The sequence below is a fragment of the Lacunimicrobium album genome (assembly GCF_052161635.1).
Lineage (GTDB): Bacteria > Planctomycetota > Planctomycetia > Planctomycetales > Planctomycetaceae > SXPC01.
Window position 1 is genome coordinate 4,843,140 of record NZ_CP197413.1, and the last position, 12,905, is coordinate 4,856,044.

The 12,905-nt window shown below is 55.1% G+C and carries 9 protein-coding genes; 3 read left to right on the forward strand and 6 right to left on the reverse strand.

What is annotated here, in order from left to right:
• Positions 1-53 precede the first annotated feature (53 nt).
• The 4 genes from SH248x_RS19450 to SH248x_RS19465 form a co-directional block, all read right to left on the reverse strand.
• Positions 54-1,880 (reverse strand): efflux RND transporter periplasmic adaptor subunit, encoded by a 1,827-nt coding sequence (locus SH248x_RS19450; protein WP_459555987.1) that lies wholly within the window; start codon positions 1,878-1,880, stop codon positions 54-56.
• Positions 1,831-4,935 carry a TolC family protein gene (locus SH248x_RS19455; RefSeq protein ID WP_459555988.1) on the reverse strand — a complete coding sequence of 1,035 codons (3,105 nt, stop codon included), beginning with the start codon at positions 4,933-4,935 and terminating at the stop codon, positions 1,831-1,833. Before SH248x_RS19455 ends, SH248x_RS19450 begins: the two co-directional genes overlap by 50 nt.
• Before the next feature lie 603 nt (positions 4,936-5,538).
• Complete coding sequence (locus SH248x_RS19460; protein WP_459555989.1) at positions 5,539-6,732, reverse strand: competence/damage-inducible protein A; 1,194 nt, start codon at positions 6,730-6,732, stop codon at positions 5,539-5,541.
• A 172-nt stretch (positions 6,733-6,904) separates the two neighbouring features.
• Positions 6,905-8,002, reverse strand: a complete 1,098-nt coding sequence (locus SH248x_RS19465; RefSeq protein ID WP_459558627.1) for a glycosyltransferase family 4 protein — start codon at positions 8,000-8,002, stop codon at positions 6,905-6,907.
• 254 nt (positions 8,003-8,256) lie between these two features.
• Between SH248x_RS19465 and SH248x_RS19470 the strand changes: the two genes are divergently transcribed.
• Positions 8,257-8,544: a hypothetical protein gene (locus SH248x_RS19470; protein WP_459555990.1), complete on the forward strand. Its 288-nt coding sequence runs from the start codon at positions 8,257-8,259 to the stop codon at positions 8,542-8,544.
• Positions 8,545-8,625: 81 nt separating this feature from the next.
• On the opposite strand, the gene SH248x_RS19475 is transcribed toward SH248x_RS19470, so the two are convergent.
• Positions 8,626-9,177 (reverse strand): RNA polymerase sigma factor, encoded by a 552-nt coding sequence (locus SH248x_RS19475; RefSeq protein ID WP_459555991.1) that lies wholly within the window; start codon positions 9,175-9,177, stop codon positions 8,626-8,628.
• Positions 9,178-10,211: 1,034 nt separating this feature from the next.
• On the reverse strand, positions 10,212-10,541 hold the full coding sequence (gene trxA, locus SH248x_RS19480) for a thioredoxin family protein (RefSeq protein ID WP_459555992.1): 330 nt from the start codon (positions 10,539-10,541) through the stop codon (positions 10,212-10,214).
• Between the two features lie 355 nt (positions 10,542-10,896).
• Between trxA and purN the strand changes: the two genes are divergently transcribed.
• A complete protein-coding gene (purN, locus tag SH248x_RS19485; RefSeq protein WP_459555993.1) occupies positions 10,897-11,529 on the forward strand; it encodes a phosphoribosylglycinamide formyltransferase in 633 nt (210 codons plus the stop codon).
• 242 nt (positions 11,530-11,771) lie between these two features.
• On the forward strand, positions 11,772-12,797 hold the full coding sequence (locus tag SH248x_RS19490) for a 6-phosphofructokinase (RefSeq protein ID WP_459555994.1): 1,026 nt from the start codon (positions 11,772-11,774) through the stop codon (positions 12,795-12,797).
• Positions 12,798-12,905 lie beyond the last annotated feature (108 nt).

The window sequence follows — 12,905 nt, forward strand, 5'->3', positions numbered from 1 at the left end:
TCCGCCCAAGTCGCCAGCCTCATGACTCACGACTCAAACCTCATGACGTCCCACTACGGCCGAGGCATATTCTGAAACGCCTTCTGCAGCTCTTCCCGAGTCAGGAAGCCATCGCTATCAGCATCCGCGCTCGCGAAGTTCTGCTTCAGAGGGCCCGGGGCTTCTTCGGGCGACAACTTGCCATCCCCATCGGCATCCATGCGTTTGAACATCGCAGCAGGATTCGGAGCACCACCACCCGGACCGCCGGGACCACCTGCTCCTGGTCCGCCTGGACCACCAGCACTGGGACCACCAGCACCGGGACCACCGGGAGGACGTCCGCCCGGACCTTTCGGTCCTCCACCCACAGCAGCATCGTCCGGCGCCACGGAGGCTTCTACGGGTTCCTTCGTCGGATCCGGTGCATTGAGAGCAAGCGCCAGTTCCGAAATCTCTTTCTGGAACTGCGTCCGAGGATTCATGATGACCCGATCCCCCTCTTCCAGACCGCCGAGGATCTCGATCGTTGAATCGTTCGTCGGACCTGCTTTGATCTCGACCCGCTCATACCCTTCTGGTTTGAGTTTGTAAGCAAAGTAATTCATCCCGATCTTGATGACAGCCTGCACAGGAACTTGCAGAACGTTCGGGCGATCATTGACCAGAATCTCAATATCAGCATTCAATCCTGGACGAAGTTCCTTCACGATCTCGACTGGATCAACCATATCGACCTGAACTTCGTATTCCTTCAAATCCGTGTTCGGCCAGCTGCCCGACAGCGGCACCGACGAGACATGCGTGATCTGACCGTTATAGACTTTATCATGATAAGCATCGACGCGAATTAAAGCCTTCTGCCCCGTACGAATCGCCGCTATCGCAGACTCGTGAATCCGGGCCGTCACTTTCATCTGCGTCACATCCGGCAGGTTGATGATCGCCTGACGTTCGCGAACCGCTGCTCCTTCTTCAATCACCACCGCATTCTGTCCACGACCACCCTCAATGTTTGAATAGACGACTTCGCCATCCTGAGGTGCATAGATTTTGCAGGCATCGATCTGTTCGAGAACTTCTTTGTACTTACTCTCCTGCACTTCGAAGGTCAGCTTGGCAGATTCGAGATCCGCAGCTGCTTTGGCAAGAGCTGCATCCGCTTTACGCCCCACACGTTCAAGCTCCAGCACAAACTCTTTGGCATTGGCTTCGAGTTCTTTCACGGTTCGCGTGTAGGTGTAATCCTTGAAAACATCCACCGCCAGTTCCGCCGTGCGTTTTTCAATCTGAGCTTTGCTCATGGCAATCCGCTGAGACTCAAGTTCCGACTGACTTCGATAGCCCTTCTTCGCCATCCGCTTGGTGAACTCGAGCGCCTCCTCAGCACGGGAAAAGTCTTCTCTCTTCAGCGACAACGTTCCTTCGAGAGTCTGCAATTGTTGCTCGTACTCCCCTTCTTTGAACTTCCTCAGATCCAGATCAGCCAGCGACAGTTTCAACTTCGCAGCCGCAATATCCGATTCGTTCTGCGTTCGCTGAATGTCGTACTGTTGCTTGGCATTGGCCAGGGCAGCGTCTGCCTGTGTCAGATCGATCTTCTGCTGTTTGGCCTTGTCGACGAGTGCCAGCGAATCGAGCTCGCACAGCAGGTCCCCTTTTTTGACCTGCTTCCCCTGAGGCACGATGCTGATGATCGTCGAGCCGCCTTGCACCTTGCAGGTCAGGACCGCGTTGTTCCGGCTGTCCACCGTTCCGCGATCATTGACCACAATCCGGAACGGCCCTTTGTTAACGACCGCAGTGACATACTCGATCTGCTTTTCTTTCCCCCAACCGGGGAGGTTCATATTACTGAGCAGCGGAACGAGCAGGAGCAGGCTCAGGAGGAACCCAACCAAAAGTATCCGGCTGATTGACCCGGACCGCGTGCAGGAGACGCTGTTCTTCGGCTGCTTCTGCCTGGGGATCAGCAGTGACGGGTGTACCTTGGACAAGTTTAATTTCATTATCTCGAACTCCGGAGCCCTTCGGCTGGCGCCGAGAGCTGTCGTTTTGAATCACAGGAGGAGGAATCGCGCCAGGAGCAACTTCCGGTGCGCGATCCACTGGAGAGGGGGGCAGGAGAGGAGCGGACGTGCCATCTGCTGCGGGCAAGGTGCCAGGTTCCGTCGCAGTACCAGGAGCCCTCAATTGAGACGCCATGGCGTTCAGGTCGACGGCACTGGCCGATAGTTTTTCGTTCTGATAAAAATTATCGATCCAGATCCCACGTTCATCAATCACCATTAGATCCATATCGCGAAATATATCCAAACGGGCACTCTCGTAATTGGTCCAAATGGCAATCAATTGGTTCTGGGCTTGGAGAATATTTCTCAAACCCGTCAAGATGTTTTGTCCCGAAAGACCACTCGAACGACTGCTGCTACCCCCGCCCGACGACGAACTGGACGATGTCGGGCGCACTTCCGTGGCTTCCAGAACCGCCTGATCGTAAGACAACGCCGCGAAACGCAACGCCTCGCGGGCAGTTTGCAGGTTGGCTTCCAGGGTCTTCAGTTGACGCCAGTCCAGACGGACCTGAAACTTGATCTGGTCTTCCAAAGCCATGTAATCACGGCGGGCTCGCTGATAGGCGATCTGGGTCTGTCGGTACTCGTTTCGCTCGGCAATCTGGTCGATCGGAGCACGGAATGCAATCCCGGCTCGGAACGAACTGCTCGCTCCGCGGAAATCCAGCGGGTTGTTCCGCCCGGTCGGCGTCCGCACATCACCTTCCATCACAAGATCTAACACCGCTTTCAGGTTATTGGCACTGACCTCAAGTTGACGGCGCGCATCCACCACAAGCGCTCGCTGGTTCATCAGATCCATCCGATTCTCCAGCGCCAACCCCACTGCGTCTTCCAACGGCAGTGAAAACTTGTTTAGCTGAATCAGCTCGACCCGCATGTTGATTTGCACAACCTGAAGACCTTGAAGACGTTGCAGCAAATCCTCTCGCAACAGCTCCAGTTCCTTCATGATGTCGATCATGACTTCGTCCGACACACTCGGATCGGACAATTTTTGCTGCATTTCTGTCAGAACTTTTCGGATTTCCTCCAGTTCGCGTCCCACAAAAGAAAGATCATTGCGACCTTTTGTGAACTGTTCCACCAGATACTGCTTGGCTTCTTCGCTCTCCTGCGATTGTAGACGGAAAGGCAAATTCTCTTCGACCAGCTTTAAATCGCGTTCGAGAATCCCCAGAACAGGCCCGCTGACTTTGGCATCCGTATCCAGAAACGCCTGGATCGTTCGCAGAATCAATTCCCGGTCCGGTTCAAGTTCATTGAACTGCCCCGACAGCGAAACGAGATTCTCAATGTCGTATTCCATTTCAATCAACAGCGGATCGATGAACTCGAAGCTCCGCAGCAATGAATCATCCATCGTGATAAAGACATCGGGCGGCAGCCCCAGAAAAATCTTGAACCGATCCAGATCGTTTTCGAGGTTCAATTGCTGGTTTCTCAGCGTGTTCTGCTGACTTCGCAACTGACTTTCCAGCTGCGTGACGTCCAGAGTCAACGTGTCGTTTTGCAACAGCGACACCATCTCAAGGGCAGCCCGCTGGAAGTCGGGATCATTGCTCAAGGCAAGCAGAGCCCGTGACTGCTCTTCAGACATCGATCCCAGCCACACGAGTTCACTAGGACGTTCCAACTCGATGTTCTGCAGAATTTGCTGACGTTCTGCTTCCGTCAGATTTTCATCGCTCAGACGACGATCAACTTTCACGTAGCGACGATAATCAAGTTTCCCTTTCAGAATCTCAGGCAGGCCATCCGGAATGACGATCTCCGGCGGGAGATTTTCCAACTCTTCACTCCACTGGCTTAACGGTTGAGTCGAAATCTCTTTGAGTCGCTCTGCCTGTCTTTCCAGACGACGAATGTTGTCTTCCTGGTTGCGTATACTCTGCAGCTGCGTCAATAGCCCCAGGTACCCGGGACTGGCTTGAATCCCGCCCGAGGACCCGCCTGCAACTGTGTTGGTAAACAGGAACTTGCGGAACCGCGCCAATTCCCGGACCGCATAAAGCAGGTCACGTTCTGACTGCGTCAGATTCGCCATCGCGACTTTGCGTCCCGCCCCTTGAAACAACGGCTGAACCAGCGAGAACGACAAAATACTCGCAGACGATGTCGAACTGTTCGGCGAAAACAGCCACAGCGTATTGTTCGCCAGTTCGACCGCCCATTGACCACCCGTCGGCAGGAACTGACTGACACCAAACGCACTGTTCGTTTCCAGACTCGTCGCGGCAGGACTCGAAGGCACGACGGTGTAAGTTGCATCCCCGCCCGGCTCAAGACCTGCGCGATTCAGATAGCGCACCTGGAACTGGAACCGCTCAAACGTCAGATTCAGAGCCGCCAGGTACAGATTTTCCAACTGGGTCTGGTACTCACGCGAGTGAATGTAAGACAGCTCGATCGCATCCTGCAGCGTCATCTGCTTAATGGCCGGTACTGGCTGGATGTATTCACCCGTTTGCTCGTTGACCATCTCGCTGGTGATCTCGAAGTTCGCCAGCCACATCGGATTCTCCACGGAGACCGACGACCCCAATTTGTGCCAGCTCTTATAGCCCCGGATCCCGTCCGAACACTGCATGTAGATCGAAGCCGCCGGATCATCCGGGGGCAGCGGCGGGCAGTCCGCATTTTCCGCGTCGAAGAAGCGGCTCCGCGGATCGGGATTCAGCCCCACCCGTGGCAGCATCCAGCGACCATCCGTGATGTGCTGTTCGATGGCGCGATAAGAGTCCTTATCGGCCTGCTTCCGCCAGAAACCTCGAGAACAGCCCGAGAACGACATCGTCAGCAGGATCAGCAGCAGCATTCCGCAGCGCGAGCCCGAAAACGTCATTCCCATGGAAGTGGTGTGCGTCGAATATCTATACATCGTTTTTTTACCGGTCTGTCTGACATCCATGTCATAGACGAAACGCCAATAAGCTCCGCTTAATCAGCGTCTCGTTACGTCCGATCAGTGGACAACCGATCGCATCCTGCACGGAATCTCCGGAACATCCGTCACCTCCCTCACGAGACGTGCAACGGCTAAGACTGGAGTTTCCGCTTCGATTATTTCGACCGTCAGCGACGGTCGATCCAGCAGGACACGGGTATCAGGCTCAACTGCTACAATCCCAACCCAGCCGCCCCCGCAAGACCCTCTCTTCCCGAACGACACCTACAGTCCATCAACTCTCAATAATCGTTAAAGCTTCGCTATCTTCTGGTAAGCAGTCTGGAAGTTCGAGCCAACTCCCCCGGAAGGGCGAGGCTCCGCCCGAGCCGCTGTCCCGCGTTGCACCCTGTTTCGACGACTCGATGTCGATTTTCACATCTTCATCTGAGGCCTGAAGGGCCGTCATCAGTCAGCCCAGGATGAAATCCTGGGTTAGCGGTACGAGAAAATCTCTCCCGTTCTGTAGGGACGGCTCACCTTGCATCTCGCGTTGTCCCGTCCCTACAGGACGGAATCGTCTCGTCGTTCTTCTGGTCACCCCTGCAACAACCGCAGTCGCAATAAATTCAGCGCCGTCTTAGCCAGTCTCGCTTCATCCAGATCATGAATCCCCAGCGACACAACCTCTTTACTTTCGCTCCACCCTTCGCCTGTCAACGACACACTCGTCGTCTGCGTCGCGCGTTTATCGGCATCCATCTCAAACGGGAAATGCGTCAGCAGAAGATAATCCGCCTGATGCTGACGTCGTGAAGCCTCAATCACATACACCGCGCTCCCCTCATCAAACAGGGCGTTGGTAAGGACCGTTCCTCCACGGTAACAGCTATCGCTTAACAGATGGCCCGACAGCCGTGATGACAACAGCCCTGCCTGGCCGACCTCCAGCGTCGCGACCGTCTGCTGACGATCCGCCAGCATTTTCAACACAACATCTTCCAGTTCATCATCCTCTTCGCCAAAAACCAGCATCCCCATCCGCTCATGAATCAATAGTCGCGTCTGGTCAATCTTCGCCAGACATTCCTCGTCATTCTCGCCATGCGCCTCGATTCTCAACGTAATCGTCGCCTGATGCACGGTGATCCCGACTTCCGGATCACGCCCACGCGCAGTGATATCCCCCAGCATCTCCTCGGCATGCGATTCACCGACCCCAAAGCAGTTGATCCGCGCACTACGAATCACACGCCCCGACGACGGAAGCCTCGGCACCACCTGCTCGAAGAACATCTGCTTCATCTCCACCGGTACCCCCGGAAGAGCAGCGATCAATGTCGATCGACCTGACTTTACATTCGCGAGCTCCATCCAGATCCCCGGAGCTGTTCCGAGAGGATTGGCCAGCATGATCGAACCAACCGGGTGATACGCCTGGATGTTGTTCGTTTCCGGCATCTCCCGAAATCTCGCCCGAAACCGTTCCCGAATCGCCTCCAGCGAAGCGACATCCAGCATCAGTTCCACCCCCGCCAGTTCCGCAAGAAACTGACGCGTCAGATCATCCTTCGTCGGCCCCAGTCCCCCGGAAATAATGACCAGATCAACCCGCTGCGACGCAATACGAAACGTCTCCAGCAAATCCGCCGGTGTATCCGCAACCGTCGTATGCCAGCTCGTCGTGATCCCCAGCTTCGCCAGTTCCCTCGACAACCATTGACTGTTCGTATCCAGCCGTGCGCCCGTCGTCAGCTCTGTCCCGATCGCAATCACTTCCGCCGTCAACATTCATCACCAGTTTTCTAAATTGAAATTCTCTGTGTGCCACGGCTGTGTCAGCCGTGTCTTCGCGCAATGAAAGTCCATTTCCACGGCTGACACAGCCGTGCCACACGTCGATCCACCACGCCATCGCAAGCATGAATAATCGACGTTCCCCCCTCCGGTCTTCATTGCTCCCTCACCGTAACTTCTTCCCGCCAACCGCCACCAGCTCCGGCGTTTTCTGATAGGCACGAATGACCTGCCGATACAAATCGACGGTTTCATCGAGCATCTCTTCCATACGAAACCTCTCCTGGACCATCTGTTGAGCCATCTTCCCTTGTGCAATCGCCTCCTGCGGGTGTTGCAGCATTTCAATGATCACGTCCGCGAGCGCCTCGCTGTTCGACGGCGGCACCAGTCGTCCGCTGATTCGATCCTCGACCACGCTGAAGACTCCTCCCACGCGAGACGCAATCACCGGACGTCCCATCGCCATCGCTTCCAGCATGATCGTCCCCAGTCCCTGCTGCAGCGACGGCAGACAGAAAATATCCATCGCCGCCAGCGACTTCTGAAAGTCATACAGGTTCGGCACGAACGTCACCGAACTCGCAATCCCCAATTCAATCGCCAACTGTCGGAGCGCTTTTTCTTCAGGTCCACTCCCTGCAATCAGAAACTCCACCGGCTTCATCCTCGCCAGCACTTTCTGCGCTGCTCCGAGAAAGAACTTGATCCCCTTCTGATGCTCCAACGGACCGGCTGTCCCGATGACAGCCGTATGCCCGGGATTGAGAACCTCAATCGCTGGATGATTGCTCTTGTCCGGAATACCACTGGTAATGACCTGGACCTGATCCAGATTGATATTCGGCAGCGTCACCAGATGCGACTTCACCGAGTCGCTGATCGCAATCACCTTGCCGCACCAGGCCGGATCGATCTTCAGCTGTTTACCAGGCGGCAGATAATCATGAATACTCAAGACATAAGGACGTTCGATCCGCTTGGCCAGCATGTTGCAGATCTGCAGTCCAAACCGCGAATGAACATGAATCAGATCCGGCAGCTTCTCCCCCAAATCATGCACGACACTTTCCAGGATCATGCGACCGATGACTGGACGATCAAGAAGTGGATATTCGAGCAATTCCAACCCGCGGCGACGATACGGGTCGATATGCGAGTTGTCCATCGAAAGCAGTCGCACACGAACATCATACTCCGGCAGCCTCTCCGCCAGATGCAGCATCTGCTGCGAACTCCCCCGCAGCGTGAACTTATCCGTCACCAACAAGATGTCAATTCGTTTTGCGCCCATCCCCAAATTGTACCGCACACAGCGACGTCCACCAAACGTCTCTGACCAGACAGAGCGTCTGCGAACTGAGGTTTTTTGCCTCTAATGATTCAATCACTCCTCTACCTGCAAATGCCGATGAAAGTTGCCTCGACCCCAAAATGGATCTTTGACAACTCCGTTGTTACCGTAACGTCATGCCCACGAATGTGATTTCTCCAAGTTCTGAATTCTCAGGCTCACGTATGAATTCACTCAATTTCGCCAGCGAACTGCACGACATCGCCCGGCGAGTCATCTGGTTTGAACCACCGGAAACCGCACTGGCGGATCAGCCGCGTTTTCTGATCTACGCCATGACGTACGCCCGTCCTGAAGATATGCGAACGATTCGACAATACGTTTCCGATGATGAACTGCGTTTCGCTCTTCAACACGCTCCCCCCGGAATTATCGATGGACGCTCCTGGGCCTATTGGCATCTCAAGCTGGGCATTTACCCACCGCCTGAAATGCCGACTCGCAAGCTCTAAACAAAAAAGCGAGCACCACCTTCGCAGATGATGCTCGCTTTGCGATTTGTATGACGGTCACCCAGTCGCGGCTCCGACCAATCATGCGGTTTGCAATTCAGACAGCTCGTCACGCAGGCGGTTACGGGCCGTGTGCAGGCGTCGCTTGATCGTTCCGATCGGAGAATCAAACTTGTCGGCCATCTGCGCCAAAGATTGACCTTCGAAGTAGAAGGCGACCAGCGTTTCGCGATCGAGCTTTTTGAGTCGCTTGATCCCGTCACGCAGCTGATGAGCCCGCTCGCCGGTCAACAGTTGATCGAGTGGTCGATCGACTGGAGAGATCTTGCGAGAGGTTGCATCCCCTTCATCGAGCATTTCGAGAGGCTTGCGCACCAGCTTGTTGATTGACAGTCGAACCGCGATTCGATGCAACCAGCCAACGAAACGCTCTGGTTCACGCAACTGGTCGAGCTTTCGCATGGCTCGCAGGAAAACTTCCTGAGTCACGTCGAGAGCTTCGGTGCGGTTCTTCAGACGCTTCATGACAGTGGCGAACACGCTGGCTTCGAAGGTGCGGACCAGTCGTCCGAAGGCAACTCGATCCCCATCCTGGGCCTGCAACACGAGCAACTTGATTTCATCGATGTCCATGGGAGAGTCCAATCTTTGTGATCTATGGTCTCCGTGCGGACGAACAAACCTTTCGCTTCCAGAACGTCATCCAGACGAACGAGCAAGGTGCGTACGCAACGGGGAGAATGAAAGAGAATCCAAAACGAAAGCAGTCGAACACGATTCCTGAGGAATGTGCCGATTCGACTTTGTTCAGATTGATCTGCTCGGTGAGGAGCGCTTCGGGTTAGGAAGCTATGAGAGAGAGTCTCGAGATCAATCCGGTCGAACCGAGGGCACACGACGATGAGCCTTCAAAACAGAGCCGTTCGCCTGCCGGTTTAATACCCGGCGTTGGAATCGACCCCGTCATGGTGCCCGTATGCATCAAATAAGCACGATGCATGCGCCATGCGCGACATTTGGACCATAGATGTAGTCCCTTACTGGCTTTCGCGGCATAATCCGCGCAGAAGGCTGTGGCCTGGGCAACAACATCACGGACCACGACGACAGCAACGACGACGTTGTTGACGACATTAACTTGGTCTTGTGAGTTGAGTTGTGCCTTGACCATCTGACTATCCTCCTGCGGTTTTAACCACAGCTTTCAGAAAGGAACGTAAAGTTGGACACGTCCAGGGAAAATTCACCTGGGGTGCGTGTCAGCATCAAGCAGAAGTTTCTGCTGATATAAAAGTAATCGGCTCAAACGCTGCTGACAAGAGGGTATCCCTCGCGTCTTGAGACGATTTGTGTTCATTTCAAACCGAAAGAACACGTCGGAAACAACAGTTCGGCGGTCCCGGGAGTCAACCGGAACCTCCGCATGCTGTGAAAGACCACCGATTGAATCGACTGGTTCGCGGGGTGATCGGGATTTTGCAGGAAATTTGGGGAAAAGATTGTGCTGTCGCTCGCGGAATCGCCTAAAGTCAATTCCTGTTGATGGTTACGGCAATAAATGTCTTTCCCATCCGGCCTAACGAACACAGCGCAAAAAAAAGACGAAGCCGGTGTGTAGCGGCTTCGTCTTGGAGTGTCTCAAGTCATTCAATCGCAATGAGTTACGATTAACCAACCTTTGAGTCGATCCACTTAACGAATCGGTCTTTCGGATTGACGCCCATGACCTTATCAACCATCTGACCACCCTTGAACAGCATGACTGTCGGGATCGCAGAGATGTTGTACTCGCTGGCAACGTTGGGGTTTTCGTCGGTGTTCAGTTTGCCGATTTTGACCTTCCCGCCGTAATCGTTAGCGAGCTCTTCGATCGTTGGAGCAATCATTTTGCAAGGACCACACCAGGGGGCCCAGAAGTCGACGAGCACAGGCGTGTCGCTGCTAATGACTTCGTTTTGGAAATTGGCATCAGTGAATTCAACGACTTTACCAGCCATGACCGGCTCCTTATTTACTCTGCTTGGATTTCGTCTCGAAGATCGGTTAGGTTAAGGCCAGATCAGGAAGAGACTTCCGTGGTGAAACTGTTCCGTTGTGCGTCAGTTGGGGTTCGATTATAGCGCCTCGGTGATCGGTGTCAATTCGGCCACGATCGACTCCTCAAACCAGCAGGCACAGCAGGCACAAGGAATGTCGTCCGAGACGGTTACGCCTTACACCGATTGCGAAATTGCCCGCGTAGGGTCCGCAGTGCGGACCAATAATCGACTCCCTTAGCAAATTCAGGTTGGTTTCCCAGCAAATCACGCGAATTGACGGTCCGCACAGCGGACCCTACCAGAAACATCTTTCATGCCTCAAAAGCCTGTCAAAACCGCAGTCCTGCTCTCCGGTTCCGGACGCACGCTCGATAACTTCTTCGACCACATCAATGCAGGAACGCTCGGCATCGAGATCCCGCTGGTCATCGCTTCGAAGACCTGCAAAGGGATCGAGAAGGCAAAAGCATACGGTGTCGGTGATGTCCGTCTGATGCGACTCAAAGATCATGGCAGCGTGGAAGACTACTCGGAAGCCATGTTCGCAGCCTGTCGAGAACATCAGGTCGAACTCGTCCTGCTGGCAGGTTTTTTAAGCCTGATTCACGTCCCCGTCGACTTCACAGGGCGGGTCATGAACATCCACCCTTCGTTAATCCCCGCGTTCGCCGGTCACGGGTTTTACGGGCATCATGTCCATGAAGCCGTCGTCGCCCGCGGCTGCAAAATCTCCGGGTGCACCGTCCATTTCTGCGACAACCACTACGATCACGGCCCGATCATCTCGCAAAAAACCGTCGCGATCGAAGCCACCGATACGCCCAATGATGTCGCAGCGAAAGTCTTTCAGGTCGAATGCGAAGCCTACCCGCAAGCGATCCAGTTGTTCGTTGAAGGCCGATTGCGAGTCGACCAAGGGAAGGTCCACGTCACGTGTTCGGGGTAGTCCGGGTTGTCCCAACCCGGACGGCGAAGCCGCAAGAAACACGGTCGGTCGCGCGTTGGATGTCCATTTTCGTGCTTCTTGCATGCCGAAGCGGCACGCCCGGGTTGGGGACAACCCGGGCTACCCAACTGGCGGATTCCCTTCCACCGCCATTGTTTTCCGTTACACTACGGGTTTGACGGTCGTACACATCCATACTCCTCGCTTTCACAATTTTCCACAGTTAAGGAACTGAGCGCATCATGAAAGTCGGCATCCTCACCGGCGGCGGCGATTGCCCCGGTCTCAACGCAGTCATCCGTGGCGTCACTCGAGTCATCTGCAACAACGGCGGTGAAGTCCTCGGACTGCTCGAAGGCTGGCGTGGCGCGATTCAGGGCAACACGACTCCACTGACAATCGACAACACCGACAACATTGTCGGCCTCGGCGGGACGATCCTCGGCTCGTCTCGAACCAACCCGTTCAAAGACGAAAAACAAGTCGATGCCGTCTGCGATACCTTCAAGAAACTCGGCCTGGATGCCCTCGTCGCCATCGGCGGCGATGACACTCTCGGCGTTGCCAGCAAGCTGTACTACGAGCGCGGCTTGGCCACCATCGGCTGCCCCAAAACGATCGATAACGACCTGTCTGCCACCGATCAAACCTTCGGTTTCGATACCTGCGTGAACATTGTCACCGAAGCCATCGACCGCCTGCGAACAACGGCAGAGTCTCACCGACGCGTCATCGTCGTCGAAGTCATGGGACGCCACGCTGGCTGGATCACCTGCTATGCCGCGATCGCCTCGGCTGCCGATTATTTCCTCGTTCCAGAACGCGAAGTCGACCTCGACGAAATGTGCGATGTCCTCGCCAAGCGCCGCGCCGGCGGCAAGAAGTACGGCATCGTCGTTGCCTCAGAAGGCGCGAAGCTCAAAGGCGGCATGGTCACTTCTTCGGGCGAACTCGATGACTTCGGTCACGTCAAACTCGGCGGCGTCGGCGAAGTCCTCGCCAAGTACATTCAGGACCGCACGAAGATCGAAACCCGCTCGGTCATCCTGGGCCACCTGCAACGCGGCGGTTCTCCCTCCGCGTTCGACCGCGTCCTCGGCACAAGACTGGGTGTCCACGCCGGTCACCTCGTCCTCGAAAAGAACTTCGGCAAAATGGTCGCCCTCCGTGGAACACAAATCGTCCCCGTCGACCTGAAAGACGCCGTCAACAAAATGCGCGAACTCGAAGACTCCTTCTTCGAAGAAGCCAGCGAATTCATTCGCTAATCCGAGGCGAGCGGGGGATGTGAATCCCCTGTCTTAAAATGACGAGATAAGATCAAGAAAGCCGCGGTGTCCTGTAACACTGCGGCTTTCTTCACGCCTTGAGAGAAT